The sequence below is a fragment of the Novosphingobium sp. GW835-FHT14H07 genome (genome assembly GCF_058793515.1).
Window position 1 is genome coordinate 1 of record NZ_JBXAFX010000036.1, and the last position, 25,812, is coordinate 25,812.

The window sequence follows — 25,812 nt, forward strand, 5'->3', positions numbered from 1 at the left end:
TAGCACGCGAGTCTGTGGCTGAAGCCAGTATCCGACTGAAGTCGGAGGGGTTCCTCCTTGCTAGAGGACTCTAAATTGAGATGATATTTCATCTCCCTTGATAGCAGCAGTACGCTCACGCAAGGTCGGCGTCGGGCAAGCGCCGTGCGCCGCTCCTGCTCTCGACGTCGTTCGGCCAGGCGAAGTCGGATTTCGGATTATCGAGAGCTTGCTCAGCATCAGTGCCGCGCGAAAACATGCTGCCCGGTGCTGCCGAACGACACCACCGTATAGGGTTGGCGGGCAGCCCCCGCCACTTCCATGCCCTCCGAGCCGATCGGCATCCCCGCCACCGCTATGCCTTTGACGCCGGCAGGACGGGTTGCCAGCAGGCGCTTGATATCGGCGATCGGGACATGGCCCTCGATCAGATAGCCATCAACCATCGCGCTGTGGCAGGATGCCAGCGTGCCCGGCATGCCGGCCCTCCGCTGAAGCGCACCGCGCGACGCATCGTCGCGCATGACAACCTTGCGGCCCAGTTTCGCGCGAAGCGCCTGGGCCCACTTCTCACAGCATCCACAACCCGGGTCCCGGTGGACGACGACATCATTCGCCGCAAGCGCTGCGCTGGGCAGGGCGAGGAACAGCAAAGCGGCAGAAAGACGGGTCTTCATGAACGGCTCCCGGAAGCATGCGATAGGGTTCCTAATGATCTATACGCATCGATGCCCCCTACCCCTCATCACGCTGAAGATTTCACGATGGCGACCGCCCCTCCCCCCTCAGTCCGCGATCCTGGCCGGGCTATCTGGGGCTTAAGGCCACACCTGCCACGCCCCCTTTGAGCCGCCGCTGCTGATGTTTTCGATTTCCTAGAGGGCGCTATCCTTCGAGCAGGCAGAGCAGCTTTCAAAGCTGAAGAGTCAACAAGTCAGGCCGCAAGCGGCCTGATCGCTGTGAAAACCGATAGAACTTGTCATAGGCAATATACCAGTTCCAACATCGACACGAACGCCCATGATCTACTCGGGCAACGCTTCAACACCGGACTCCGAACCGCATTCAAGAGGCAGGTACATGGCAACAATTCGCTGGCCTTTGCTCATCCGCCGGACGCACAAGTGGCTCGCCCTGATCGTCGGCGTCCAGGTTCTGCTCTGGACGTTGACCGGCTTCTATATGGTGGCCGTACATATCGACATCATCCATGGCGACGATCTGATCCGTAAACCGGTCGTCACCCCCATCGAGCTCGCCGGCGTCGTCCCGCCGGCGGGGATTGTTCAAGCGGCCCCCGACGCGTCCGAGATCCGCCTGCAACGGTTCATGGATCAGCCGGTCTGGCGTGCGCAGACACCCGAAGGTCCACGGCTTTTCGATGCAGGTTCGGGACAGCCCATCCCCGATTTGAGCGAGGCACAAATCCGCGCTGCCGCCCGGCGCGTCTATACCGGCACGGGGGACATCGTCGCAACCCGCCTGCTGACGAGGGCGCCGCTGGAAATGCAGGCGCGCAAGCCTCCCTACTGGCAGGTCGAGTTCGATGCCTGGAACCGGCCAACCCTGTATCTCTCTCCGCAGACCGGTGAGCTGATCTCGCGCCGCCATGCGCTGTGGCGCGTGTTCGATTTCGCGTGGATGCTGCACATCATGGACTATGACGATCGCTTCGACGTCAACAATCCGCTGCTGCGCGTGGCGACCTGGAGTGCCCTTGCCATGGCACTGTCCGGGGCATGGCTGCTGCTTTGGTCGTTCCCGCGGCGCAGGAAGAAGGCATGAAGAGAATCCGATTCACCCCGCTTTTTTTCCGGCGCATCCACAAATGGGTCGGCCTGGTCCTGGGTTTACAATTCCTCCTTTGGGCTCTCAGCGGCTCGATGATGGCCTTGCTCGACCAGGAGAAGGTCGGCGGACACAGCGCGCAGGCCAGCCATCAGCACCCCCTACCCCCAGGCGATTATATCGCGCCGGAAAATCTGGCTCTTGACGGTCCCGTGCTCGGCATCGCCTTGCGGTCCCTTGCCGCACGCCCCGTCTACGAGCTTAGATACACCACGGGCACGCGACTGTTCGACGCGAAGAGCGGCGCGCCCCTCCGGGTCGACGAGGAGGTCGCGCGCGACGTCGCGACGATGATGAATGAGGCGCCGATCCGCAAGGCGACCCTGCTCACCCGTCCCAATCTGGAGGCGCGCGAGCATGAAGGCGCCATGTGGCGACTGGATTTCGCGGATGTGGAGAACAGCAGCGCCTATGTCTCTGCCGATACCGGCCGTTTCCTGGTCATGCGCGGCGACACGTGGCGGACCTGGGATTTCTTCTGGATGCTGCACAACATGGACTATGTGCATCGCGCCAGCTTCAATCACCCGCTGATCATCTTTGTCGCATTCGGCACCCTCTGGCTGTCGGGGACAGGCTTCTATTTACTGTTCAAGAGCTTCGGCCGCGCCGACGTGCGATGGTTGCGGCGCAGGCGCAAAGCGTCCGTCAGACCGCCGCCAACTAATCGCTCTGTCTCGACAGAGAATGCCGCCGATATTTCGAGCTGATTGGAATGCTCCCTGAGCCCGGCGTTCGATACGAAACGCCTATAGCTCCAAGTTCTACGGCGCATCAGCAGAACCGACTCCGCCTGCCCCACATCACGCTGATAGCTTCCCGATCGCGGGCGGCCGTCTCCAGGCAAGCGGCAGGGACACAAGCAGCGTCAGCGACAGAGCGCCAATCCCCTTCAGGACAAGGGGCTGCGCCCCCGTAGCGACCACAGCGATCGCCAGCGGCGCGAGCGCCTGCCCGATGCTGGCGGCGGAATGCTGGAGGCCGAGCTTCACGCCGGAAGGGGCTGCCGCACCGCTGATCCAGAAGCTGGTGACCAATCGTAGCGTTGCCGAGCTCCAGCCGGCAGCAACGATGATGCCACTGAGCTCGGCCATGCTCGCGGCGACAGGGAACAGGAAGAGCGCCGCAGCCAGCAGGCCGAGCGTCAGCCCCGCAAGCCGCCTCGGCATGGTCACCAGCCAATCGAGCCTCGCATGGAAGATCTGTGCCGCCAGCATGCCCAATCCGCAGAGACTGAGCATCCAGGCGATCTCTTCGCGGCTCAGCGAAACGGCGCTCCGCGTCACCAGGAGATTGACATGCATCGCCGCCAGCCCGCCGCCCGCGACGATCGTGACGAAAAGCAGGATCAGCGTCGCGCCGAGCGTCGGCGCGGGCAGCTCTCCGCCATCGATGCAGGGTGCACACCAGCGCGGCAGACGCACGGCGCAAAGCGCCGCCCCGACGGCACCAATGCCGAGAGCGAGGATCATGAGGGGAGCGCGGGGCAGGATCGCGGCCGAGACCTCCGCCACCAGCGGACCGGCCAGATCGCCCAGAAACACGAAGGCGGTCAGCCAGGTGAAGCGCCGCGCCTGGTCCGCGCGCCCGTTTGCGGCAAAGCTCGCGCAGAGCAATCCCAGCGGTATGATGGCGGCCGCCGCCATCCCCGTCACCAGGCGCAATACATAAAGCTCAGGCAGCCCGACGAGGCCGATCGGCGCGGTCACCAGCGCGAGGATGACCAGCGCTGCGCGCAACATCGCCCGATAGTCGACCCGGTCCGCGATCCAGCCCCAGAGCGGCGCCGCCAGCAAGGCTGCCAGGGGGTGGACCGCGGTCAGGCTCGCGACGTGAAAATCATGAGCGCTTGACGAAAGCGCGCCACGAGCCGGGTCGACCAGTGTCGGAAGGAAGGCGAGAATGGCCGTCTGTCCCGCCGACGCCGCAGCCGCCGCGAGCAACAAGACGAAAAAGGAGGCCGGCCAGCGACCGTGGGCTTGCGATCCAGCCTTGTCACGCGGCGCGTTCGCGGTCGATCCCTCGAGTCGCCATCCGCGGATCACCACCAGGCGCGCAAGCCGATCACCAGCCTGTGTTCGGAAGGCCCTTCCCCGCGCAGGCGACGAAAGTCCGCCGTGCCGTCGAACGCACGCTCCCAGACGAAGCCGATATAGGGCGCGAACTTGCGCGACACCTCGTAGCGCAACCGTCCGCTCAGCTCGACATTGCTGAAGCCGCTGCCAAGCTGCCGATCTCTCGACCGCTTCGAATAGATATTGGTCTCTACCTGCGGTGTGAGGATCAACCGATTGGTGAACAGGACCTCATAGGAGGCCTTGGCGCGCGCCGCGAGACGCCCATCGGTTCCTACATAGCCGGTGAGCTGGACGTCGAACCAATAAGGCGCCAGTCCCTCGACGCCGGCGGCCAGCCATGTCGTCGCGCCCTTGCCGAGATCCTGCCTGACCCCGAGCAGCGTGCCCCAGAACGGGTTCTTGCTGTGCCACCACAGCGCCTCGACGCTGCTCTCCGGATCGAGACGTTGGTCGCGGGAGTTCTTGAGGCCCTGGCTGCGCAGCCAGAGCTTGTCATTGTCCTGACCCTTGGTGACGAGCACGGTCCAACCCACGCCCTGACCCTCGTTGCCGCTGGCGAATTCGAGCTCATCGACAAGTATCTTGGGGATCGAGAGCTTGTCGGCCATCTCATAGCCCGGCAGCGTCGAGTTGCGATAGCCGTCGGCATAATCGTCCGAGTTGCGCGCGTCCGGCGGGGCCTTGCCACCCTGCATCGAGCCCATGTCCATCGTGGCGCCGTTACCGGACGCCTTCGTGTCGGTCATATCCATGCCCGGCATGTCCATGCCCGCATGGTCCTGAGAGCCTTGCGCGGAAGGGGTGTGCTGAGCGGGAGTGGCCGTTTGGGCAGGGGTGGCGGCGGGCGACGGGGGCGAGGCATCCTGCGCGAGGGCGGGAGCCGTGATCGCCGGCGCCAGGAAGAGGGCAGCGCCAAGAGCGATGCCGCGCGAGGGGAAAATCCGGATCATGCGACCACCACCTCCCGGAACATGCCGGCCGCCATGTGATAGAGCAGATGGCAGTGGAAGGCCCATCGGCCCATGGCGTCGGCGGTGACGCGGAAGCTCACCCGCTGGGCGGGCTGGACCACGACCGTATGCTTGCGGACCTGGAAGGCGCCGTCCGGGCCTTCGACATCGCTCCACATGCCGTGCAGATGCATCGGATGCGCCATCATCGTGTCGTTGACGAAGGTGACGCGCAGCCGCTCGTTTGGCTTGAAATGAAGCGGCCTGGAATCGTTGAGCTTGATGCCGTCGAGCGACCAGATGAACCGTTCCATATTGCCCGTCAGATGCAGCTCGATGTCGCGCTCGGGCTCGCGCGGGTCGGGATCGCCGCCCGGCGTGCGCAGATCGGCCAGCGTCAGCACGCGCCAGCCGCGCCCGCGCAGCCCGGCGCCGGGATCGTCGAGATTGGTGCGCGGATAGTCGACGCGCATGTCGGTATTGGCGCCATATTCGGTGCGGGCGTGCCGTGCCCTGGCCGGCATCTCGGTCATGCCGTGCCCGGCATGCGCGTCGCCTCCCATTGCGCCCATCGTCGCCATCGCGCCCATCATGTCGACCGGCTCGAGCCAGGTCCGGGCATCGAGCGGCGGCACGGCTGCCGCCATGCCCGGGGCCGGTGCGATCGTGCCACGCGCATAGCCGCTCCGATCGATCGCCTGCGCGAAGATGGTGCGGGCGCCGCCCTCGGGCATGGTGAACTCGACGTCGTAGGTCTCGCCCGGGCCGATCCGGAATTCCTCGACCGTGACCGGCTCGACCGGCTGCCCGTCGGTCGATACGACCGTCAGCTCGACCCCGGGGATCCGCACGTCGAAGAACGTCGCCGTCCCCGCGCCGACGAAGCGCAGGCGCACGCGCTCGCCGGGCGCGGCGATACCGGTCCAGTTGCCGGCGGGCGGCGCGCCGTTCATCAGATAGGTGTAGGTCGCGGCAGAGACATCGCTGTAGTCGGTCGGGTTCATCCGCGAGCTGTTCCACATCCGCCGCCGCTCGAGCGCCTTGCCCAAGCCCATGGTGCCGACATCCTTGAGGAAATCGCCGGCGGTCGGCTGCGCAAAATTATAGTAGCTGCTCTGCTTCTTGAGATTGAGGAAGATCTGCAACGGCGGCTCGTCCGACCAGTCGCTGAGCACGATGCAATAGTCGCGATCGGGCGCCCGCGCCGTCGGCACCTGTTTTGGCTCCACGATGATCGCTCCATAGAGTCCCGTCTGCTCGGCGAGCGTGTGAGCGTGATACCAGTAGGTTCCGCTCTGGCGGACCTCGAAGCGATAGGTGAAGGTCTCGCCCGGCGCGATGCCGGCAAAGCTGATGCCGGGCACGCCGTCCATCTCCGCCGGCACGATGATGCCGTGCCAATGGATGCTCGACATCTCCTTGAGGCCGTTGCGTACGCGCAGCGTGACCGTGTCGCCTTCGCGCAGGCGCAGGACCGGCGCGGGCACGCTGCCGTTCACGGCGGTCGCGATACGGCGTTTGCCGGTGAAGTTGACCGGCAGCTCGGCGATCTCGAGGTCGAACTCGGTCCCGCTCAGCTCAGCGGGCAAGGTTGGTGCGGATCGCGCGAGAAGCGCCGGGGCGAAACCGGCGACCGCGCCGCCGATCGCCAGCCCCTGGACGAAACGGCGCCGCGCGATCGGCCGGATATGTAAGGGAGACATGAACTGTACTTTCGCGAAGTCGGCTTCAGGCGAGGTCGAGGACGATCCGGCCCTCGATGTCGCCATGATGCATGCGGGAGAAGACGTCGTTGATGTTCTCGAGCCTGTCCGCATGGACCGTGGCCTTGACCTTGCCCTCGCCGGCGAACGCCAGTGCCTCGAGCAGATCGAGCCGCGTGCCAACGATCGAGCCGCGCACGGTAATGCCGTTCAGCACGGTGTCGAAGATCGACAACGGGAAGTCGCCCGGCGGCAGGCCGTTGAGCGCGACCGTGCCGCCGCGCCGGACCATGCCGAGCGCCTGCTGGAACGCCTTGGGCGAAACGGCGGTCACCAGCGCCCCGTGCGCGCCGCCAATGGCTTTCTTGAGCGCTGCCGAAGGGTCCTCGTTGCGCGCGTTGACCGTCAGTGTGGCGCCAAGGCGTGTAGCGAAGTCGAGCTTGCTATCGTCGATGTCGACCGCGGCCACATTGAGACCCATGGCTCGGGCATATTGCACCGCCATGTGGCCGAGCCCGCCAATGCCGGAGACGACCACCCACTCGCCGGGTCGGGCCTCGGTGGCCTTCAATCCCTTGTAGACGGTGACGCCCGCGCAGAGGATCGGCGCAATGTCGAGGAAGTCGACATTGTCGGGAAGGTGACCAACATAGTTGGGATCGGCGAGGACATATTCGGCAAAGCTGCCATTGACCGAATAGCCGGTGTTCTGCTGTTCGTGGCAAAGCGTCTCCCAGCCACCCAGGCAATGCACGCAGTGCCCGCAGGCGGTGTAGAGCCAGGGCACACCGACCCGGTCGCCTTCCTTCACATGGGTGACGCCTGCACCGACGGCGGCGACATGCCCGACGCCTTCATGGCCAGGAATGAAGGGCGGGTTGGGCTTGACCGGCCAGTCTCCTTCTGCCGCGTGCAGGTCGGTATGGCACACGCCGGTTGCCGCAATCTTGACCAGGATCTGCCCGGGGCCGACCGCCGGGATCGGCGCCTCCTCGATGACCAGGGGCTTGCCGAATTCGCGGACGACCGCCGCCTTCATGGTTTTCGCCATGTCCGTTTCTCCTTTTGAGCGAGGGGTCAGAACAGGCCGAGCGCGTGCTCGTCATAGGAGACGAGCAGGTTCTTGGTCTGCTGATAATGGTCGAGCATCATCCGGTGATTTTCACGCCCGAAGCCCGACGCCTTGTATCCGCCGAAGGCGGCATGGGCGGGGTACTGATGATAGCAGTTGGTCCAGACCCGCCCGGCCTCGATCGCGCGGCCGAGCCGGTAGGCGGTGTTGCCGCTCCGGGTCCAGACGCCCGCGCCAAGACCGTAGGCGGTGTCGTTGGCAAGTGCGATCGCCTCCTCGACCGTCTTGAACGTGGTGACCGACAGGACGGGACCGAAGATCTCCTCCTGGAAGATGCGCATGTGGTTCTGACCCACGAACACGGTCGGCTGCACGAAATAGCCCTGGTCCAGCGCACCGCCCGGCAGCGCCCTGGCGCCACCGACCAGACACTGCGCGCCCTCGGCCTTGCCGATATCGATATAGCCCAGGATCTTGTGGAGCTGGTCCTCCGACGCCTGCGCGCCGACCTGGACCGAGGGGTCGAGCGGATCGCCCTGGCGGATCGCGGCGACGCGCGCCACGGCGCGCTCGATGAAGCGGTCGAAGATCGACTCATGGATCAGCGCGCGCGACGGGCAGGTGCAGACCTCGCCCTTGTTGAACGCGAACAAAGTAAAGCCTTCGAGCGCCTTGTCGAAGAAGGCATCGTCCTCGTCGAGCACGTCCGCCATGAAGATGTTGGGCGACTTGCCGCCAAGCTCCATCGTCTGGGGGATCAGATGGTCGGCAGCCGCGTGCATGATCTGCTTGCCGGTGACGGTCTCGCCGGTGAACGAGACCTTGGCGATGCGCGGATTGGCGGCGATCGCCTGGCCGACGGTCCGTCCCGGGCCGGTGACGACATTGAGCACGCCGGGCGGCAGGATGTCGGCGGTGAGCTCGGCGAACATCAACAAGGTGAGCGGCGTCTGGGATGCGGGCTTGATGACGGTGCAGTTGCCCGCCGCCAGCGCCGGCGCGATCTTCCACGCCGCCATCAGCAGCGGGAAGTTCCACGGGATGATCTGGCCAACGACGCCGAGCGGCTCGCGGAAATGATAGGCGATGGTGTCCGCATCGATCGTCGAGATGCCGCCTTCCTCCGCCCGGATGCAGCCGGCGAAGTAGCGGAAATGGTCGATCGCAAGCGGCACGTCGGCAGCGCGGGTCTCGCGGATCGGCTTGCCGTTGTCGATCGTCTCGGCAAGTGCCAGCAACTCCAGATTATCCTCGAGCCGGTCGGCGACGCGATTGAGAATCCTGGCGCGCTCGGCGGGCGCGATCCTTGCCCATTGATCCCTGGCGGCGTGCGCCGCATCGAGCGCGCGCTCGACATCTTCCGGCGTCGACAGCGCGAACTCGGCTATCTGGGCGCCATTGATCGGGCTCGTGTCCGCGAAATACTCGCCGCTCGCAGGAGCACTCCATCGACCACCGATGAAATTATCATAGCGGTGTCGGAAGGACGCCGCTGCATTGATGGTCCCGATCGCCTTCTCGAACATCGCCTGAACTCCATCTCTATCGATGGCGTGTCGGAGTAATCGCTTCGGCTGTCCGGCCTATAAGTAAGTTCCGCAGGCGGTGCCCTGGCATAGATGTGGCAAGGCGAAGTCCCCGACACACCAAAGGAGCCGACGCGCAAGCATCGACCCGATGAATGTTTGGGCACCGCTCGCCCGGTGTTTTTCGCTGGGCATTGCCGGAGAACTGGCCCGCCGCGGGGGCGACGGCGGGCCCTCAGCCCCTGGGGTCTGTTCTCGGGGCTGAAACGTCACATGTCGCTCATTGGCTTGTCGGCCATCGGCTTGGCTGGCTTCTTCTTCGCGGCCGGCTTGGCCTTTTTCATCGGCATCTTGCAACAGCCACCCTTCGGTTTTGCGGCCATGCCCGATCCGTTCGTTCCACCAGACATTCCGCTCATTCCAGACATGCCCTGCTGGCCCGGTTGGTCCGGTTTGCCCTGCGGCTTCTGCATTCCAGCCTGGTGATCCTGCATCATCTGGTCGTGCATCTGCTGTCCGCCATGATCCATGCCCTGCTGGTGGGCATGGGCCGGTGCCGGCTTGGGCTGCGCGGGCGCGGGGGTCGATTGGGCGAGCGCGGGGCCGGCACCGAAGGTCAGTGCCGCGACGAGGCTGACGGTCGCCGTGAGAACTGTGGTCTGTCGCATTGAAGAGTCTCCGAAAGTCTTTGCTGCTGCCCGATCCACATCGCGATCCCGGCACCTGCGAAGCATCAATGCCGCCCGCCAGGCCTGGTCTGTATACGTAAGTTACGAATCCGGATCGGACCGGCTGTGGACGTGCGCAAGGCGACGGATCGGACTGGCCCAGGATCCGTCAACAAGCCGGACCGTGCCCGATTGTCCCGGCTTGGCCCGGCCAGAAAGGCGAATGGCCCGCCGGGCGGCGGCGGGCCAGGGCTTCGGTCGACGAGACCATGATCTTTCGGTCCATTGACCTCATCATCGGATCCGCAAGGACTGCAGGGTCAGCAGCCCCCGTTCGACCGGTGGGACATGGTGGAGACGCCGTCCTGTCGCCGCGTTTCCCGCATGGCCATCGGACGGTCCTGCATCATCTCACCGTGCATCCTCTCCTCGCCGTGCCGCATGCCGTTCATATCGTTCATATCGGGGCGGGCGAGCGCCGGCTTCGATTTGAGCGTCTCCTCGAGGTCAGGCATGCCCGGTGGCATCCCGTCGGCAAGAACTGGCCCAGCGCCGACGGCAAGGAGGCTAAGGGCTGCGAGGGAAGTGATGATGAGGGTTTTCTTGCGCACTATCGAGTCCTTCGAGTCTGGTTTCCGTTCGGCCGGGCTCAGCCCCGGTCGATTCTCGCTCCCGCGGGAGCTTGCCCTCCAGATGGTATCGGTCCCGACCCGGCAGTATACGTAATGTGCGAAGCGGGTGGTTAGTTGGCCATGTCCACCATCATCCGGCAGCTCGCCGCGCATTTCTTGCAGGTGGCCGAGCAACGCGCGATCCGCTGGTCCGCGCGATGGCGTACGCATTCCTCGGCGCAGCGCTGACAAGAATCGGCGCAGGCGCGGCAGAGGATACCGTGCAGGGCAGAGTCCCGCAGCATCGAGTTGGCGGTCGCCTGGCATAGCTCCGCGCAGTCGTTCAGCATGGCGATCAGCGACGCCGTGGCTGACGCGCCGCCTTGCTTGGTCAGCCAGGCGGCGGTCTCCAGGCACATGCGGTGAGACGCGAGGCAATCGTCGATGCAGTCCGTCATCGACATCGCCATCCCGTCCATTCGCTGCTGCGCCGCCGCCGCCGGCGCAGCCAGCGTTCCAGCGGCGGCAAGGCCGGCGCCCGCCATCAGCAATTCGCGTCTCTCGATCATCATGCACCTCCCATCTGCTATCCCTTGAGCGCTGTGCCGCATCCGGCGGCCTCAGCCGTCGTCGGCGACCCATCCGGCGCCGCACGCGCCTTGTCCCGCGCCATCCGGGTTTCCTCCCAGGGCCAGTGGCCGTTGATCTCGACCCCGAGCGAGATGCTCAGGAGGGTCCGCACCAGCACAAGCCCGGCCAGAACGATGAGATCGTCGAGCGTCGGGTTGATCACCAGCGACTTGACGATGTCGCCGGCGACCAGAAATTCGAGGCCGAGCAGGATGCTGCGGCCGAGCGCCGAGCGGAACGCGCTATAGGCCTCGGTCCGGTCGCCCGCCCTCGCCCGCCGCGCAAACAGAAAGGTTGCGAGCCCCGCGCCGACCAGGATGGTCAGCGTGCCCGCCAGTTCCAGGCCGATCACCGCGAGCCGGAAGAAGGCGCTCAGCCAGTCGGCCTCAATGGTGATCATACCAGCCTCGCTTGCGGATATTGTTGAAGCTGTCGGTGGCGTGACAGGCATAGCATTGGTCGACGCGCGCCTTCGATCCGGCTGCGCGCTGCGAGACCATGCTGAAATGCTCCATGAAGTGACTGGGCGGCGCCTTGTGGCACTCGGCGCACTGCGTCGAATTGACCGATGGATGGCGGTAATTGGCGATCTGCCAGCTGTCGGTCTTGTGACAGCTCGCGCAGTCGGTGCCGAAAAGGCCCTGGTGCGGATCGCGGAACGCATGGCAGCTCGCGCAATTGAGCGCGGTCTCGGGGGTCAGGCTTCGAGTGTTTGTCGACATGCCCGCCAAAGGCTGCCGCCACTTCGCCATGTCGAGCAAGGCGGCGTGATCCATGCGGATGATGCCGCGCTCTCCCTCATGTTCGACGTGGCAGGAGGTGCACTGCGTCGCTTTCGCATGGAACTGCGTCGACTGCTTCGTCCCGAAATCCGTGCCCGCATGGCAGGTGAGACAGGTCCGGGTTTCGACGCCCTTGCCCGGCGTGTGGCAGGCCGTGCATTGGCCGGCGAAGGACTGGTGCGCGCTCGAGAGCGGGCCGGGCGAGACGAGCTGCGCCACCAGGCCGGCATCCCTCGGCGCGTCCGATCGCATCCGGATTGCGACCGCGGCGACCATCACCAGCAGGGCTGCGATGAAGACGGCGTAGGAAAGACGCTGCCAGCTCATAGCCAGCGCAGCCCGTAATAGAGCGCCGCGCCGACATGGAGCGCGAGCAGCGCGAAGATGAGACAGCCCAGCAGGATGTGCAGGATCCGCCATCGCACGAACAGGGTGTTGGTCGCCTCTTCGGCGCGGATCGCGAATTCGGTATCGGCCAGCGCTGCGGCGATCCCCGCCTTGTCCTGGGGGCGCTGGCCCGCGGACGCATCCCCGGCGACGAACAGATAGCGCTTCCAGCCCGACAGCGGCGGGGCTGCGGTATCGGCCTGCGTCGGCGCCGCCGGCTCCTCGAGGAAGGCGGCGCGAAGCGAGGCCAGTTCTGACCTGCGTCCGCGCAGCGCCCGACCAAGCTGGGCAAGCAGGTAGCGGCCGATGAAGCCGGTGATGACCGTCATCAGAAGGAGGATAGTCAGAAGCAGGCCGACCGGGCTTTCGAGCTTGTGCGCGGCGTGGACCAGACCCAGGATCGGCGCCAGCACGCCGGCATAGATGTGGATGGCGAGCAGGGTTGGCTTGCTGACGACCCGGGAGAGCGCCTTGTCGACCCAGGCGATGTGCTTGGCCGCGACATAAGGAAGCGTCAGCAGCATCAGCACGAGCGCTGCGATCCCGATGATCCCGCCGGCCAGGCTACCCGGAAAGCGGGGCGACACGTGCACGAGATAGCCGAACGGGAACAGCAGCAGGAACGCGACCAGCAGGCCCACGGCAATGTCGCTGCGTTCGCGCATCAGGCTTCGACCACGAGCGGCGTGCCCGTCCCCTTCGCCTGGCACGCGAGCACATAGCCTTGCGCCTTGTCGGCGGGCGCAAGGCCGGATTCGACCTCCATCGTCACTTCGCCCTGCAGCAGCTTGACCACGCAGGCGCCGCATGTGCCCGCACGGCATGCATAGGGGATCTCGACGCCCGCGCCCTCGGCCGCCTCCAGCACGGTCTCGTCCGCGGGCAAGGCCGCCGACACCCCCGACACGGAGAAGGTCACCGTGCTCGGCGCCACCTCGGCGCTCGGGGCCGGCTTATCCGCTGGCGGGGGCGCGGGCTTGACCTCGAGATCCTCGGGGTCGGTCGGCAGCGAGGCGGGACCGAACGCCTCGGTGTGCACCTGCGCTTCGGGGACGCCCAGTTCCGCCAGCACACTGCGCATAGCCCCCATCATCGCCGGCGGGCCGCACATATGGATCCGCCGGCTCGCGATCTCCGGCACCGCGGCCAGGATCATCTCGCGCGTGATCGGCCCTTCGGGGCCCATCCAGACGGTGCCGGGCGCGCGCTGCATCGCGGCGACGACATGGAGGTTGGGAAAACGGCGTTCGAGCCGCTCGAGCTCGTCGCGGAACACGAATTCCTCGGTCGACCGTGCGCCGTAGAAGAAGAAGATATCACCCTTCCACGCGGTGTCGGTGAGATAGCGCAGCACCGACATCATCGGGGTGATGCCGACCCCGCCCGCGATCAGCACGATGCTCTGGGCATCCGTTCCCGTGAAGGTGAAGGCGCCGAACGGTCCGCTGACCTTCAGCAGATCGTCGGCGACGACCTTGTCGTGCAGGTATCGCGAGACCACGCCCTGCTCCTCGCGCTTGACCGTCAGTTCGACATAGGCCCGCTGGGTCGGCGAAGAGGCGATCGTGTAGGAACGGCGCGCGGTCTTGCCCGCTTCGGGCTCTACCTCGACCTGCAGGAACTGGCCCGGCAGGAAGTCGAACGGCAGCCGGTCGGCGGCCGGGTCCGCGAGCCGGAAGGTCAGCACGCTCGGCGTCTCTCGCACGATCTGGACCACGCGCAGCTGCCCCGCCCAGCTTTTGGGCTTGCGCAGCGAAGCCCCAGCGGGCGCGGCCGCATTGCTCGGCGCGAGCCCGGCGCTGTCGGCAACGGGGGCAGGCGCGGGCGCAACCCTGGTAGCGGGCTGGGCAGCCTTCGGCTCCGGCTTTGTCAATGTCTTGCCGGTGGGGACACCACCGGCGATCGCCTCGATCCGCCGGAGGCGGAAGATCTGCAGCGCGATCAGCGTGGCGCTCACCAGCCCCAGGAAGAGCATGAGAAGCAGGTGCGAGGGCGAGATGCCGAACCAGTGATCGGCATGGCCGGGCGCGGCCTGGTCGATGTCGAGCTGATCGCGCAGCCAGGCAAGCCCGACCTCCCGGGGCGGCTGCAAGCCGCCGATCGCGCCCTGCGCGGCGGTGCCGGACCGGAACAGGTCGGTTCCCTCGCGCAGGCGGCGCGCCGCATCGAGCCGGGCCGAGACCGTGGTTGCACGCGCGCCGTCGGCCGAGGCGGCGTTGATCATCGCTAGGCCCGTGCTTACCCGTTCGCCAGCCTGCGCAGCGACCCGCTGCCTTGCCGCTTCGTCGAGCGCGGGAAAGGCGAGCAGTTGCGAGATGAAGCCGGTCCGGCGCGATTCGTGGCCGTGCTCATTCTCCCCTTCCCCATTGATCATGCGATCCATCATGGGGTTCATCATCTTCGCCATGTCCGACGACCCCGACGATGCCGGTGCGGACATGCCCCCGCCGGCCGGCATGCCTGCGCCATGATGCGCGGCATGATCCTCGCCCTCCTGCGCGCCCGCGCCCGCGGACAGGCTGAGAGCGATTGCGCAGCCGAGGCTCAAGCGTCGAAGGCTGATCCGCCTGGACATCCTCATCCCCTTTTTCAGCGCGCTTACATATCCTTCATCGGCATCGCCGAATTGCCCGGCGCGGGATCGGGTGCCGGCGCGGTCTGGTTGCCGGCCCCGGCGCGCATCGCGTCATGGTCCATCGCCTGACGGTGATGCCGCTCCATCTCGGCCTGGTTGCTCATCGCGTCCATCGACGCCGCGTCTGCAGCGTTGCCGCTGTCGGTCAGGACCGGGGTGGCGGCGACGCTGTTCGCCGCGGGCGGCACCGTCTGGTCGGCCTGGCGGTCGCAGCCCGAAAGCGCGAGCGCCAGCAACAGGCTTCCGCCGACAAGCGGAAGGGCTTTTTTCGCATGGTCGATCATAGCTTGCTCCTTGGCTTGAAAACTGTGGTCCCGGGCGCCGGGGATGGCGCCCGGACCGGCTCATTGCGCGCTGCGCAGGATCTGTAGGCACCGGTCGTGCGAGAGGTTCATCGGGTTGCGCCCCTGCCCCTTCATCTCGCCATGATCATGCGGCGTCTGGAGACCCATATTGCCCTCCATCGCCCGGCAACTCTCGACCTGCGCCGAGGTCGGCCGCGTGGTTACACAGGCGCCTAGAAGCAGCGCCGGCGTGAGGACGGCGATCAAACGCATTTTCTTCATGACAAAAGCCCTTTCGCTAGTGATGATCGTTCGTCCTGCGCTGCCTGATGTTTCTTGTTATGCTGTTGGTCTTTCCGCCGCGCCGTCAGGAAGGCGAGGATCGGGCAATCGGAGACGGGCACTTCGCCCGGGCATTCGTCAGCGAGCATCCGCAGCATGTCGCGGATATCCGACAGGCGCTCGAGCCGGGCTTCGGCGTCCGCGATCTTGGCAAGCGTGATATCGAGCACGGCCTGGGCATGCGCGGTGTCCGACGCCCTGAGCGCCAGCAACTGCCGGGCCTGTTCGAGTGTGAAGCCAAGCTCCTGCGCCGAGCGGATGAAATTGACGCGCTCGAGGTCGGTCGCGTCGTAGAGCCTGTAGCCCGCCGCCGTGCGCGCGGGTTCGCGCAGCAAACCCATCCGCTCATAATAGCGGATCGTGTCGCGGCCCACGCCCGCAGCGGCGGCCAGTTCGCCGATCTTGAAATTGCCCATGTCATCCGCTCGATCATCATGCCGGTTGGACCATGGTCCAGGGTCAAGCGGTTCGCTTTGACCCCGAACGGTCCGTTGCCGCCGCCAGCCCGCTGCCCCGACGTCTCGCGTCAGGGCAGCTTGTGCCGCCGGGCCGCCGGCTCGTCAGTTCTTGCGAAGCTCGACGATGTCGTGCTTGGCAGGCGTGCCGTCGGCGACGGACACGTGCGCGAAGTGATCATCGAAGATATGATCGATCGTCACATGGCCGATGAGCTGGCGGTGATAAGTCGGCGCCACGCCTTTGGACGGACCCGGATGGGTCACAACGCGATAGACCTCGAGCTTCTGGCCGACCTCGGCGCCATCGGCCTTGCCGATGCAGACGACCGTGCCGTTGCTGCCCGTGTCAACGATCGAGCCGCGCATGAAGAAGGTATGTCCGATACCCTGAGCGAATGAAGGGACCGCTGCGAGCATCGAGATGCCGGCGAGCGCAACCATGATGGATTTCTTGATCATCTTGGACTCCTCTGAGAAGTGTTGAACACTGCCGCTCGATCTCTCGAGGGGAAGACTTTGTTTCTTCGCCTTCAGGAGTATGGTCCCTGGTCCAAGCTCGGTATACGTAGTGTTCGCAGCGACTGTCGGTTTGAGTAGATCCCCCGGGACCGTCGTTGATTTGTCCGTACCTCGCCAAACGGATGGCACCTGCCGCCTCCTCGGTGGGCGTCGTCCAGCATTGGTTGCAACTGATCTGTCCGGGTGCGCCCACTTGGTTCCGGGCACCTTTTGCAGATGTGGTGGGTTACGCCGTTTCCCCCCAACCGTGAGGGCCCCGCCTTCACGGTGCGTATTACCTAGGGGCAACAAAGGAGACGATGATGAAAAGATCAGGAATGGCGTTCGCTCCCCTCTTACTGCTGGCCGCCGGCCCGGTCCTCGCCCAGGAGGCCATGCACGGCATGGATCATGGCAAGATGGGCCACTCCGACACGGGCATGATGAAACCGACACCCGCCAATCCATACCCGCCTGCCGAAATGGAGATGCATCGTAAGATGATGTCGGCCGTTGGCACCGATGCGACGGAGACCTGGGTCCGCAAGATGATCGAGCATCACCGCGGCGCGATCGCCATGTCACAGATCGTGCTCCGCGAAACGCGCGACGCCAAGGTTCGCGACATGGCCACCAAGAGCTCTGCCGAACAGCGACGCGAAATCGACGAACTGCAAGCCTGGCTGCGTGAGCATGGCAAGCGGACACAGTGACCGAAGCAGGAACTTGAGATTCGAAAGATGAAGAAGCAGGCGATCGCGGCGCTGGCCGCCATCTTCATGGCGACAGCGGCCAGCTCTGCGACGCCGATCCTCGTGCATCGCGATCCCGGCTGTGGCTGCTGCGAAAAGTGGGCCGCGCAGATCCGCGCACAGTTCAAGCGTTCCGTCACGATCGTCGACGACCGCTCGCGATCTTCCTTCCAGCGCTCGCATGGTGTGCCGCTGCGTCTCGCCTCCTGCCACACCGCCGTGATCGACGGCATGGTGTTCGAGGGGCATGTGCCCATCAATGACATCAAGCGGGTTCTGGCAGTGCGCCCGCGCGGGGTGGCTGGCCTTGCCGTTGCGGGAATGCCTTTGGGATCACCGGGCATGGAGATCCCCAGTCAGCCGGCACAGTCCTATCAGGTGGTAGCATTCGGCCCGTCTGGCCAGCGCGTGTTCGCAAGGCACTGAGGGGAAAGCTCCATTTGTAACTTCGGTGCCAGCGCGCTAGAATAGTCGTTCGTGAAACGCCTGCTCTCGCTTCTGCTCGTCATCGGAGCGCTGTCCGGTCTCTTCGGAGCCCAGATGGCGGCCGCGCACAGCGTGCCTGAGGCGGCAGGCGCGCCGCTGGCCAAGGGCATGGATGCGGACTGCATGGCGATGATGGCCAAGCAGCATCCTGCGCCCAGCGAAAAGCCTTGCAAGGGCCTGACGCTCGATTGCATCGCTGCGATGGGGTGCGTGATCCCGCTGGTCGCAGCTGACCTGACAGGCGGCATTGCGCCTGCGCGTCTCTACGACGCGCCCAGCTTCTGGACGACCGATACGATATTGACTGGCAAGGCGGTTGTGCCCGAGCCGGATCCTCCCACCAGCCTTGCCTGATTGAACGAGCACGGGCTGCGCGCATCGATCAATGCGTGCGCGCCCGGTTTCCTTCTTTTCAGTCAAAGGTTTCGTGATGATCAAAATACTTCCGGCCGCCCTTGTGGCGGCCGTCGGTCTCGCCGCGCCTGCGCTTGCAACCGACGCGAGCCGCACGCCGCAGGGCCATTGGGAATGGCGGCCGGCGCCGCAATATGGTCCGCGGGCGACCGGCCCTGCGCGTGTCCGCATATGGGTGCCCCAGAGCCGGGACATGGCCAGCTGCGATTGCGCGATGATGCAGGCAAGCGCCGCCGGCTGCATGCGCGGCGCAGTCAGGTCGGACAAGGGCTAACCCACTCCGGAGCGGCGCGTCACATGTTGGCGCGCCGCCTCTGTCATGAGGGGATAATATCCATGATCATGATGGCGAGGCGCGCTATGCGACGCCTGTTGCTGTCGCTCGGTGCGACGCTTGCGAGCGCCTGGGCCGTGCCGGTGTCAGCCGACCCGCTCACCTACGAGCAGGCGCTGAGACTCGCTGCCGCCAACGCGCCGAGCCTCAAGGCGCGCGCGGCGGCGACAGCCGGCGCCCGCTCGTCGGCGGTCGCGGCCGATCGCCTGCCCGATCCGACGCTCGACCTGGGCCTGCAGAACTTCCCGGTGAGCGGCCCCAATGCCGGCAGCTTCACGCGCGACGATTTCACCATGGCGACGATCGGGTTCAGCCAGACCTTCCCCAATCTCGCCAAGCGCCATGCACGCGCCGCGCGCGCCGCGGCCGATATCGGTGTCGCCGAGGCGGGCGAGCTGGTCGAAGGCCGCAACGTGCGGCTCGAGACGGCCCTCGCCTGGGTCGATCTCTATTATGGCGAACGCCGGCTCCGGCAGCTCGACCTGCTCGATGCCGGTCTCGACGACCTGCAGAAGACCGTGACCGCACGCCTGGCGTCGGGCAGCGCGCGCCCGAGCCAGGCGCTCGAGCCCGACCAGCTCCGCGCCGCCATCGCCGATCGCCGCGCCGAGATGGCTGCGGTGGTGGCGCAGGCCCGGGCCCGGCTCGCGCGCTATACCGGCGACCCCGACCCGCAGGCGACGGGCGACCCGCCGATGCTCGAAGTCGATCCGATCCGGCTGCGGGCCGGCATCGATGCGCTTCCGGCCCTGCGCGCGCAGGACGCGCGGATCGCAGTCGCTGAAGCGGACGTGCGTCTCGCGCGCGCCGACAAGCGCCCCGACTGGAAGGTCGGCGTCACCTATGGCCGGCGCGATCCCATGTACGGCGACATGGCCTCGGTCGGCGTGTCGATCGACCTGCCGCTGTTCGCCGGCAAGCGCCAGAATCCCAGGATCGCTGCCAGCGAGAGCCTTGTGCAAGGGGGTCGGTTCGACCGCGAGGCGATCCGCCACGAGCTGGTGGCGCAACTCGACGCCGATCTCGCAGACCATGCCATGCATCTCTCCCGGTTGCGCAATGCCCGCGAGACGCTGGTGCCCCTCGCCAGGCATCGCGCCGAGCTCGACCGCGACAGCTATGCCGCGGGCAAGCTCGACCTGGGAACCGCGCTGCTCTCGACCCTGGCGCTCACCGAGGCCGAGGTCGAAACGCTCAACCGCGAGGCCGATGTCGCGCGCGACGCGGTCCGTATCAACATCACTTATGGGGAGGAGCGGCCATGACGCTCAAGTCGGACACAGTGCGCTGGGGCGCATCGATCCTTGTCGTAGCGCTGGCCGCCGGTGGCGCGGGCTATTGGGCGGGCCACAGGTCGCCGCAACCGCAGGCCGCCGCGTCCGGCGAGGCGGGCACAGGCTCGGGCAAGGTGCTCTACTGGTACGACCCGATGTTTCCCAACCAGAAGTTCGACAAGCCCGGCAAGTCGCCGTTCATGGATATGCAGCTTGTGCCCAGATATGCCGACGGCGAAAGTGCCGGCGCGGCGCCCGGGGTGACGGTCGATCCCTCCGCGCGCCAGAGCCTCGGCCTGCGCGTGGCCGAGGCCCGCATGGGCAGCCTTGCGAGCACGCTGGAAGTCACCGGCACGGTCGATTTCAACCAGCGCGACATCGCGATCATCCAGGCGCGCTCGGGCGGGTTCGTAAGCCGTGTCTATGCCCGCGCGCCGGGTGACGTGGTCCGCGCCGGCGCCCCGATCGTCGACCTGCTGCTGCCCGAGTGGGGCGGCGCGCAGACCGAGTTCCTGAGCGTCAAGCGGCTCGGCAAGCCCGATCTCACCGCCGCCGCGCGCCAGCGCCTGCGCTTGATGGGCATGTCCGACGGCCTCATCGCCAGCGTCGAGCGGAGCGGCCGGCCGGGCGGCACGGTGACGATCACGACGCCGATCTCCGGGGTGATCCAGACGCTCGACGCCCGGGCCGGCGTGACGCTCGGCATGGGCCAGACGCTCGCCCAGGTGAACGGCCTCGGCACCGTCTGGCTCAACGCCGCGGTGCCCGAGGCGCGGGCGGGCGAAGTCCGCATCGGCCAGAGCGCCAGCGCAACCCTGACCGGCTTTCCGGGCGAGAGCTTCGCCGGCCGGGTGATCGCGATCCTGCCGACGACGCAGGCCGACAGCCGGACGCTCACCGTCCGGATCGAGCTGCCCAACCGTGGCGGCCGGTTGCGGCCCGGCATGTTCGCGAGCGTGGCGCTCGGGGGCAATGCCCGATCCGCCCTGCTGGTGCCGAGCGAAGCGGTGATCCGCACCGGCAAGCGAACGCTCGTCATGCTCGCGGCTGGCGACGGGCGCTACCATCCCGCCGAGGTCCGGATCGGCCGCGATGCGGGCGGCCAGACCGAAGTGCTCGCGGGCCTCGCCCCCGGCCAGAAGGTCGTTGCCTCCGGCCAGTTCCTGATCGATTCGGAAGCGAGCCTTTCGGGAATCGAGGCGCGGCCCATCGGCGGCGGTGCGCCGGCGAATGCCACCAAGCCCGCATCCAGGCCCGCGCTCTACGAAACCGTCGGAAGGATCGAGCGGATTGCTCCCGGTTCGGTGACGCTCAGCCACGAGCCGGTCCCCGCGCTCGGCTGGCCGGCGATGACGATGACCTTCGCGCTGCCCGATCCCGGCATCGTACGCGGCTTCAAGACCGGGGACCGCGTGCGCTTCGGCTTCGACCAGCCACCGGCGGGGCCGACCGTGCGGCGCATGACCAAGGTGGCGGGCCAGTGATCGCCCATCTCATCCGCTGGTCGGTGAGGAACCGCTTCTTCGTCGTGCTCGGCATGCTCGCGCTGGTCGGCGCGGGTCTGTGGGCGGTGCGCTCGACCCCGATCGACGCGCTGCCCGATCTTTCCGACGTGCAGGTCGTGATCCGCACTTCCTATCCGGGTCAGGCGCCGCAGATCGTCGAGAACCAGATCACCTATCCGCTCACCACCACCATGCTGTCGGTGCCCGGCGCCAAGACGGTGCGCGGCTATTCCTTCTTCGGCGATAGCTTCGTCTATGTGATCTTCGAGGACGGCACCGATCTCTACTGGGCGCGCAGCCGCGTGCTCGAATATCTCAACCAGGTCCAGGGTCGGTTGCCGGCCAGCGCCCGCAGCGCGCTCGGGCCGGACGCGACCGGCGTTGGCTGGGTCTATGAATATGCGCTGGTCGACCGCACCGGCCGGCACGATCTCTCGCAGCTTCGCGGGTTGCAGGACTGGTTCCTGCGCTACGAGCTGAAGACCGTGACCGGCGTCGCCGAAGTCGCCAGCATCGGCGGCATGGTCAAGCAGTACCAGGTGCTGCTCGATCCGGTGAAGCTCGCGGCCTACGGCGTAACCCACGCCCAGGCAGTGCAGGCGATCAGCCAAGCCAATCAGGAAGCCGGCGGCTCGGTGCTGGAAATGGCCGAGGCCGAATATATGGTCCGCGCCTCGGGCTATCTGAAAACGCTCGACGATTTTCGGGCAATCCCGCTCAAGACTGCGGCGGGCGGCGTGCCCGTCCGGCTCGGCGATGTCGCCACGATCCAGATCGGCCCCGAGATGCGGCGCGGCATCGCCGAACTGAACGGCGAAGGCGAGGTCGCCGGCGGCGTCGTTATTCTTCGGTCAGGCAAGAACGCCCGTGAGACCATCGCGGCGGTCAAGGACAAGCTCGCCGATCTCAGGAAAAGCCTGCCGCCGGGCGTCGAGGTGGTCACGGTCTATGACCGCTCGCAGCTGATCGATCGCGCGGTCGAGAACCTCACCCGCAAGCTGGTCGAGGAGTTCATCGTCGTCGCATTGGTCTGCGCCCTGTTCCTCTGGCACGTCCGCTCGGCGCTGGTCGCGATCCTGACCTTGCCGCTCGGTGTGCTGGCCGCGTTCGTCGTAATGCGGTTCCAGGGGGTGAACGCCAACATCATGTCGCTGGGCGGCATCGCCATCGCCATCGGCGCGATGGTGGATGCGGCGGTCGTCATGATCGAGAACGCCCACAAGAGGATCGAACGCTGGGAGCAGGATCACCCGGACAGACATCTCGATGGCGAGATGCGCTGGATCGTCGTCACCGAGGCGGCGGCCGAGGTCGGGCCGGCGCTGTTCTTCAGCCTGCTGATCATCACGCTGTCGTTCATTCCGGTCTTCACCCTGGAGGCGCAGGAAGGCCGGCTGTTCGCGCCGCTCGCCTTCACCAAGACCTATGCGATGGGCGCGGCCGCGATCCTGTCGGTGACCCTGGTGCCGATCCTGATGGGCTGGCTGATCCGGGGCCGCATTCCGGCCGAGCAGGCCAATCCGGTCAATCGCTGGCTCACCAATATCTACCGGCCCGCGATCGACTGGACGATGAAGCGGCCCAAGGCAGTGCTGCTGATCGCGGCTCTGGTGTTCGCCACCACGGCCTGGCCGCTCAGCCGGCTCGGCGGCGAGTTCATGGGGGCGTTTGCAGGAGGGGGCGGAATCCTACGCTAAGGATTTGGGCCAGCGATATTCCCCGGTTAGATTGATGTGTTCCCATCCCAACGGCGAGACGTGGGCGAGTAGATCAGGCGCGATATGGGTACCGCTGGCGGCCCGGGTATTGACGACCTCGCCGAGCTTCATGGTGTTCCAGAATATGATGATGGCGGCGAGCAGGTTCATTCCGGCGATGCGATAGTGCTGGCCTTCGCCGGATCGATCCCGGATTTCACCTCGGCGGTGGAAGCTGATGGCGCGCTTTAGGGCGTGGTGGGCCTCACCCTTGTTGAGGCCGATCTGAGCCTGGCGCTGGAGGCCGGCATCAAGAATCCAGTCGATCATGAACAGGGTTCGCTCGATGCGGCCCACCTCTCGCAATGCGAGGGCCAGCTCATTCTGGCGCGGGTAAGAGGCGAGCTTGCGAAGAATCTGGCTGGGGGCGACGATCCCCGCTGCGATCGTCGCCATGATGCGCAGGATGTCGGGCCAGTTGCGCTCGATGAGCGGTTCATTGATCTTACCTCCGACCAGCGCTCGCACATTGGCCGGCGTCGCGTTGGGCGTGAAGGCATAGAGTCTTTTCTGAGGGAGATCGCGGATACGGGGGGCGAACCTGTAGCCGAGCAAGGCGCAGGCGGCGAACACATGATCGGTGAAGCCGCCCGTGTCGGCAAAATGCTGGCGAACGCGGCGGCCCGCGTCATTCATGAGCAGCCCGTCCAGGATATAGGGAGCCTCGCTGACCGTTGCCGGGATCACCTGGGTTGCGAACGGCGCATATTGATCGGACACATGGCTGTATCCCTTGAGGCCCGGGACGTTGCCATATTTCGCGTTGATCAGATTCATCGCCTCGCCCTGCTCGGTAGCAAGGAAGAACTGCCCGTCGCTGGATGCCGATTGCCCTTGTCCCCAGAAGGCGGCCATGGGCAGGGCGGCGTGGGCCTCCACGATCATGGCGAGCGCCCGATCATAGGCGCTGCCTTCGACATGCCAGCGCGCGATCCGCAGCAATTCCCAGAAGCTGTGCGTGTTGGTCGCCGCCGCCATCTTGCGCAAACCGAGATTGACGCCTTCCGCCAGCAACACGTTCATCAGGCCGATCCGGTCGCTGCAGGGCGCGCCGGTGCGCAGATGCGTGAACGCCTCGGAAAATCCGGTTCGCTCATCGACTTCCAGCAACAGATCGGTGATCCTCGCGGGCGGGAGCTGTTGATAGAGATCGAGCACGAGATCCTCGGCCCCTTCGGGCGTGTCGGCCCTCAGCTTGTCGATGTGCAGCTTGCCGTTCTCGATGATGCCGCCTGGGATCGTGCCGGTTCGCGCCGCGCGGCCAAACTCCTTCAGCCGTGTATCCAGTCGAGCCCTGCGCTCGGCCAGCCATTCGCCGGGTCGCAGCGGCACGGCGAGCCGCGCGGTCTGCTCTATCGCCTGTGGCGGGACCAGAAGCTGCTTGAGGTCGCCATAGCGGCGCGATCCCGCCAACCATATGTCACCGGACCGGAAGGCGTCGCGGATGTGGAACAGCACCGCGATTTCCCAAAGCCGGTGGTCGCCGCTGGGCTCAGCGCGAAGATGACGATGCCATTTCGAGTTGGGACGTAGAAAATCCACCGGCGGATCGACCTTGATCCCGTTACGCAGCATCGCAACGGCCGCCAGAAGAGACGTGGCGATCGGCGCCGCCTGCATGTCGAGCAGGCGCAGCATCCTGGGCGCGTAGAGGCGGAACCGGTGATAGCCGTCCAGCACACGGCTGAGCGGGTCGGCCGCGAGCACGTTGGTCAGCGCGGAGGCCGTGGCGACAAGGGTTCTGAACCGTTCCCAGCCAGGCCCGGTGGCGATTATCCCGTCCAGGGCCGTGCCATCGTCCTGCGCTCCAAGCAAAGCACCACCGATTTCGGCAAAGGACTTCAGCGTGTCCCGAACGGCCGCCTTTTCGTCGGCGATCCTGGTGTTGCAAAGGCGTTCGGAGGCCCGATAGAGACGGCCTACGATGCGATCGTGGGCCTCCACGATGACATCGGCCAGCGATGACCGCCATTCCAGGGTGCAGACAGCGAGGATCGCAAGCCGCCTGTCTTCGGGCAGATCACGCATGCCGTCGGCGTAATAGCGCTCGCCCTGCCGGCGAAGCCGGGTCACACGATGCGCCGGCACGCCGTCCAGCAAATCCGCCGGAAGATCGAACCTTTGAAGATATTCCAGTCGATCCATCAGCCGGTTAGCGGCTGCTGAATTTGCGCCAACCTCGAACTGTCGCAGCCATACGAAGCGCGTGACGCGACCATCCACCGTATCCTCCAACAGGTGAGCCAAATTCTCGCTCAGGGTTGGCGTGATGCGATGGGCGATAAGATCCTCGATCCGGCGCTCGGCCTCAACCAGCGCATCGGCGCAAAGGCGCTCGATCGTCGAGGAGCCGGGAAGGATCGTGCGGGTGCGGCGACACTCCGCAACGAAGCGACGGGCAAGATCCTCATTCGATGTCGCCGCCTCGGCTTCCCGAGCGATCCATTCGCGCAAATCCCGTGCGCCCCGCCCCGAAAAGGAGCGATAGCCGTAGATTCGGCGAAGGTCCGCCAGATGCTCGTGCCGGGTCTCCTCGCGCGCGGCATAGAGGAGTAGATCGTCGCTGGTCAGGCCGAGCTGGGCCGCGATGAAATCCGATACCTGCGCCGGGATCAACTCGCCAGGAGCGAGCACCCGGCCCGGGTAGCGCAGGACGCACAGTTGCAGCGCGAAGCCAAAACGATTGTGGGCGCGCCGGCGCTGGCGGATATGCCCGAGATCCTCATCGCTGAGGGTATAGTGCCGCAGCAGCTCACCTTGATCGACCGGCAAGTGAAGCAGCGCCTCGCGCTGTCGATCGGTCAGGGTCACGCGACGCGGCATACATGCTCCTTATTCT

26 protein-coding genes and 1 pseudogene are annotated in these 25,812 nt (G+C 66.0%); 9 read left to right on the plus strand and 18 right to left on the minus strand.

Annotated elements, in window-relative coordinates; all coding sequences use genetic code 11:
• Positions 1–218 precede the first annotated feature (218 nt).
• Positions 219–656 (minus strand): DUF411 domain-containing protein, encoded by a 438-nt coding sequence (locus AC1Q5P_RS19900; RefSeq protein ID WP_492519851.1) that lies wholly within the window; start codon positions 654–656, stop codon positions 219–221.
• A gap of 403 nt (positions 657–1,059) precedes the next feature.
• On the opposite strand from AC1Q5P_RS19900, the gene AC1Q5P_RS19905 reads away from it, so the two are divergent.
• Both AC1Q5P_RS19905 and AC1Q5P_RS19910 read left to right on the plus strand, forming a co-directional pair.
• Positions 1,060–1,764 (plus strand): hypothetical protein, encoded by a 705-nt coding sequence (locus AC1Q5P_RS19905; RefSeq protein WP_492519852.1) that lies wholly within the window; start codon positions 1,060–1,062, stop codon positions 1,762–1,764.
• Positions 1,761–2,537: a PepSY domain-containing protein gene (locus AC1Q5P_RS19910; protein WP_492519877.1), complete on the plus strand. Its 777-nt coding sequence runs from the start codon at positions 1,761–1,763 to the stop codon at positions 2,535–2,537. Before AC1Q5P_RS19905 ends, AC1Q5P_RS19910 begins: the two co-directional genes overlap by 4 nt.
• Positions 2,538–2,630: 93 nt before the next feature.
• On the opposite strand, the gene AC1Q5P_RS19915 is transcribed toward AC1Q5P_RS19910, so the two are convergent.
• The 16 genes from AC1Q5P_RS19915 to AC1Q5P_RS19990 all read right to left on the minus strand — a co-directional run bounded on the left by AC1Q5P_RS19915 (position 2,631) and on the right by AC1Q5P_RS19990 (position 16,412).
• Positions 2,631–3,875, minus strand: a complete 1,245-nt coding sequence (locus AC1Q5P_RS19915) for an MFS transporter (protein ID WP_492519853.1) — start codon at positions 3,873–3,875, stop codon at positions 2,631–2,633.
• Positions 3,869–4,855 carry a copper resistance protein B gene (locus tag AC1Q5P_RS19920; RefSeq protein ID WP_492519854.1) on the minus strand — a complete coding sequence of 329 codons (987 nt, stop codon included), beginning with the start codon at positions 4,853–4,855 and terminating at the stop codon, positions 3,869–3,871. The genes AC1Q5P_RS19915 and AC1Q5P_RS19920 overlap by 7 nt, the downstream gene beginning before the upstream one ends.
• On the minus strand, positions 4,852–6,558 hold the full coding sequence (locus tag AC1Q5P_RS19925; RefSeq protein ID WP_015449263.1) for a copper resistance system multicopper oxidase: 1,707 nt from the start codon (positions 6,556–6,558) through the stop codon (positions 4,852–4,854). The genes AC1Q5P_RS19920 and AC1Q5P_RS19925 overlap by 4 nt, the downstream gene beginning before the upstream one ends.
• Before the next feature lie 25 nt (positions 6,559–6,583).
• Complete coding sequence (gene adhP, locus AC1Q5P_RS19930) at positions 6,584–7,609, minus strand: alcohol dehydrogenase AdhP (protein ID WP_492519855.1); 1,026 nt, start codon at positions 7,607–7,609, stop codon at positions 6,584–6,586.
• Between the two features lie 26 nt (positions 7,610–7,635).
• Positions 7,636–9,156 carry an aldehyde dehydrogenase family protein gene (locus AC1Q5P_RS19935; protein WP_492519856.1) on the minus strand — a complete coding sequence of 507 codons (1,521 nt, stop codon included), beginning with the start codon at positions 9,154–9,156 and terminating at the stop codon, positions 7,636–7,638.
• 269 nt (positions 9,157–9,425) lie between these two features.
• A complete protein-coding gene (locus tag AC1Q5P_RS19940) occupies positions 9,426–9,824 on the minus strand; it encodes a hypothetical protein (RefSeq protein WP_492519857.1) in 399 nt (132 codons plus the stop codon).
• A gap of 320 nt (positions 9,825–10,144) precedes the next feature.
• Positions 10,145–10,435, minus strand: a complete 291-nt coding sequence (locus AC1Q5P_RS19945; RefSeq protein ID WP_492519858.1) for a hypothetical protein — start codon at positions 10,433–10,435, stop codon at positions 10,145–10,147.
• Positions 10,436–10,566: 131 nt separating this feature from the next.
• Positions 10,567–11,007, minus strand: a complete 441-nt coding sequence (locus tag AC1Q5P_RS19950) for a four-helix bundle copper-binding protein (RefSeq protein ID WP_492519859.1) — start codon at positions 11,005–11,007, stop codon at positions 10,567–10,569.
• 14 nt (positions 11,008–11,021) lie between these two features.
• A complete protein-coding gene (locus AC1Q5P_RS19955) occupies positions 11,022–11,465 on the minus strand; it encodes a DUF1622 domain-containing protein (protein WP_492519860.1) in 444 nt (147 codons plus the stop codon).
• Positions 11,452–12,174, minus strand: coding sequence for a cytochrome C (locus AC1Q5P_RS19960; RefSeq protein ID WP_492519861.1), 723 nt, complete (start codon positions 12,172–12,174; stop codon positions 11,452–11,454). The genes AC1Q5P_RS19955 and AC1Q5P_RS19960 overlap by 14 nt, the downstream gene beginning before the upstream one ends.
• Entirely contained in the window at positions 12,171–12,899 is a 729-nt protein-coding gene (locus tag AC1Q5P_RS19965) for a hypothetical protein (protein ID WP_492519862.1), read from the minus strand. Before AC1Q5P_RS19965 ends, AC1Q5P_RS19960 begins: the two co-directional genes overlap by 4 nt.
• Positions 12,899–14,809: a 2Fe-2S iron-sulfur cluster-binding protein gene (locus AC1Q5P_RS19970; RefSeq protein ID WP_492519863.1), complete on the minus strand. Its 1,911-nt coding sequence runs from the start codon at positions 14,807–14,809 to the stop codon at positions 12,899–12,901. The genes AC1Q5P_RS19965 and AC1Q5P_RS19970 overlap by 1 nt, the downstream gene beginning before the upstream one ends.
• Before the next feature lie 23 nt (positions 14,810–14,832).
• Positions 14,833–15,153, minus strand: coding sequence for a hypothetical protein (locus AC1Q5P_RS19975; RefSeq protein ID WP_009824017.1), 321 nt, complete (start codon positions 15,151–15,153; stop codon positions 14,833–14,835).
• 60 nt (positions 15,154–15,213) lie between these two features.
• The gene (locus AC1Q5P_RS19980) at positions 15,214–15,435 is read right to left on the minus strand and encodes a hypothetical protein (protein WP_004212658.1); all 222 of its coding nucleotides are present in this window, start codon (positions 15,433–15,435) and stop codon (positions 15,214–15,216) included.
• Positions 15,432–15,911: a heavy metal-responsive transcriptional regulator gene (locus tag AC1Q5P_RS19985; protein ID WP_004213016.1), complete on the minus strand. Its 480-nt coding sequence runs from the start codon at positions 15,909–15,911 to the stop codon at positions 15,432–15,434. The genes AC1Q5P_RS19980 and AC1Q5P_RS19985 overlap by 4 nt, the downstream gene beginning before the upstream one ends.
• A gap of 144 nt (positions 15,912–16,055) precedes the next feature.
• On the minus strand, positions 16,056–16,412 hold the full coding sequence (locus AC1Q5P_RS19990; protein WP_174525800.1) for a hypothetical protein: 357 nt from the start codon (positions 16,410–16,412) through the stop codon (positions 16,056–16,058).
• Positions 16,413–16,774: 362 nt separating this feature from the next.
• On the opposite strand from AC1Q5P_RS19990, the gene AC1Q5P_RS19995 reads away from it, so the two are divergent.
• The 7 genes and pseudogenes from AC1Q5P_RS19995 to AC1Q5P_RS20025 form a co-directional block, all read left to right on the plus strand.
• Positions 16,775–17,164 (plus strand): DUF305 domain-containing protein, encoded by a 390-nt coding sequence (locus tag AC1Q5P_RS19995; RefSeq protein WP_492519864.1) that lies wholly within the window; start codon positions 16,775–16,777, stop codon positions 17,162–17,164.
• Positions 17,165–17,191: 27 nt separating this feature from the next.
• On the plus strand, positions 17,192–17,629 hold the full coding sequence (locus AC1Q5P_RS20000; RefSeq protein ID WP_066708094.1) for a DUF411 domain-containing protein: 438 nt from the start codon (positions 17,192–17,194) through the stop codon (positions 17,627–17,629).
• 51 nt (positions 17,630–17,680) lie between these two features.
• Positions 17,681–18,043 carry a hypothetical protein gene (locus tag AC1Q5P_RS20005; protein WP_492519865.1) on the plus strand — a complete coding sequence of 121 codons (363 nt, stop codon included), beginning with the start codon at positions 17,681–17,683 and terminating at the stop codon, positions 18,041–18,043.
• A 76-nt stretch (positions 18,044–18,119) separates the two neighbouring features.
• Positions 18,120–18,377 (plus strand): hypothetical protein, encoded by a 258-nt coding sequence (locus AC1Q5P_RS20010; protein WP_492519866.1) that lies wholly within the window; start codon positions 18,120–18,122, stop codon positions 18,375–18,377.
• Positions 18,378–18,439: 62 nt separating this feature from the next.
• Positions 18,440–19,702, plus strand: coding sequence for a TolC family protein (locus AC1Q5P_RS20015; protein ID WP_492519867.1), 1,263 nt, complete (start codon positions 18,440–18,442; stop codon positions 19,700–19,702).
• A complete protein-coding gene (locus tag AC1Q5P_RS20020) occupies positions 19,699–21,195 on the plus strand; it encodes an efflux RND transporter periplasmic adaptor subunit (RefSeq protein ID WP_492519868.1) in 1,497 nt (498 codons plus the stop codon). Before AC1Q5P_RS20015 ends, AC1Q5P_RS20020 begins: the two co-directional genes overlap by 4 nt.
• Positions 21,192–22,877 (plus strand): annotated as a pseudogene (locus AC1Q5P_RS20025) (efflux RND transporter permease subunit); the annotation flags it as partial. The gene AC1Q5P_RS20020 and the pseudogene AC1Q5P_RS20025, both read left to right, overlap by 4 nt.
• A gap of 27 nt (positions 22,878–22,904) precedes the next feature.
• Here the strand turns inward: AC1Q5P_RS20025 and AC1Q5P_RS20030 are convergent.
• Entirely contained in the window at positions 22,905–25,796 is a 2,892-nt protein-coding gene (locus AC1Q5P_RS20030) for a Tn3 family transposase (RefSeq protein WP_492519869.1), read from the minus strand.
• Positions 25,797–25,812 lie beyond the last annotated feature (16 nt).

Coding starts and splice junctions, on each gene's coding strand:
- AC1Q5P_RS19900 (WP_492519851.1), bottom strand. CDS start 656: ATGAAGACCCGTCTTTCTGCCGCTTTGCTGTTCCTCGCCCTGCCCAGC.
- AC1Q5P_RS19905 (WP_492519852.1), top strand. CDS start 1,060: ATGGCAACAATTCGCTGGCCTTTGCTCATCCGCCGGACGCACAAGTGG.
- AC1Q5P_RS19910 (WP_492519877.1), top strand. CDS start 1,761: ATGAAGAGAATCCGATTCACCCCGCTTTTTTTCCGGCGCATCCACAAA.
- AC1Q5P_RS19920 (WP_492519854.1), bottom strand. CDS start 4,855: ATGATCCGGATTTTCCCCTCGCGCGGCATCGCTCTTGGCGCTGCCCTC.
- AC1Q5P_RS19925 (WP_015449263.1), bottom strand. CDS start 6,558: ATGTCTCCCTTACATATCCGGCCGATCGCGCGGCGCCGTTTCGTCCAG.
- adhP (WP_492519855.1), bottom strand. CDS start 7,609: ATGGCGAAAACCATGAAGGCGGCGGTCGTCCGCGAATTCGGCAAGCCC.
- AC1Q5P_RS19935 (WP_492519856.1), bottom strand. CDS start 9,156: ATGTTCGAGAAGGCGATCGGGACCATCAATGCAGCGGCGTCCTTCCGA.
- AC1Q5P_RS19940 (WP_492519857.1), bottom strand. CDS start 9,824: ATGCGACAGACCACAGTTCTCACGGCGACCGTCAGCCTCGTCGCGGCA.
- AC1Q5P_RS19950 (WP_492519859.1), bottom strand. CDS start 11,007: ATGATGATCGAGAGACGCGAATTGCTGATGGCGGGCGCCGGCCTTGCC.
- AC1Q5P_RS19955 (WP_492519860.1), bottom strand. CDS start 11,465: ATGATCACCATTGAGGCCGACTGGCTGAGCGCCTTCTTCCGGCTCGCG.
- AC1Q5P_RS19960 (WP_492519861.1), bottom strand. CDS start 12,174: ATGAGCTGGCAGCGTCTTTCCTACGCCGTCTTCATCGCAGCCCTGCTG.
- AC1Q5P_RS19965 (WP_492519862.1), bottom strand. CDS start 12,899: ATGCGCGAACGCAGCGACATTGCCGTGGGCCTGCTGGTCGCGTTCCTG.
- AC1Q5P_RS19970 (WP_492519863.1), bottom strand. CDS start 14,809: ATGTCCAGGCGGATCAGCCTTCGACGCTTGAGCCTCGGCTGCGCAATC.
- AC1Q5P_RS19975 (WP_009824017.1), bottom strand. CDS start 15,153: ATGATCGACCATGCGAAAAAAGCCCTTCCGCTTGTCGGCGGAAGCCTG.
- AC1Q5P_RS19980 (WP_004212658.1), bottom strand. CDS start 15,435: ATGAAGAAAATGCGTTTGATCGCCGTCCTCACGCCGGCGCTGCTTCTA.
- AC1Q5P_RS19985 (WP_004213016.1), bottom strand. CDS start 15,911: ATGGGCAATTTCAAGATCGGCGAACTGGCCGCCGCTGCGGGCGTGGGC.
- AC1Q5P_RS19990 (WP_174525800.1), bottom strand. CDS start 16,412: ATGATCAAGAAATCCATCATGGTTGCGCTCGCCGGCATCTCGATGCTC.
- AC1Q5P_RS19995 (WP_492519864.1), top strand. CDS start 16,775: ATGAAAAGATCAGGAATGGCGTTCGCTCCCCTCTTACTGCTGGCCGCC.
- AC1Q5P_RS20000 (WP_066708094.1), top strand. CDS start 17,192: ATGAAGAAGCAGGCGATCGCGGCGCTGGCCGCCATCTTCATGGCGACA.
- AC1Q5P_RS20010 (WP_492519866.1), top strand. CDS start 18,120: ATGATCAAAATACTTCCGGCCGCCCTTGTGGCGGCCGTCGGTCTCGCC.
- AC1Q5P_RS20015 (WP_492519867.1), top strand. CDS start 18,440: ATGATCATGATGGCGAGGCGCGCTATGCGACGCCTGTTGCTGTCGCTC.
- AC1Q5P_RS20020 (WP_492519868.1), top strand. CDS start 19,699: ATGACGCTCAAGTCGGACACAGTGCGCTGGGGCGCATCGATCCTTGTC.
- AC1Q5P_RS20030 (WP_492519869.1), bottom strand. CDS start 25,796: ATGCCGCGTCGCGTGACCCTGACCGATCGACAGCGCGAGGCGCTGCTT.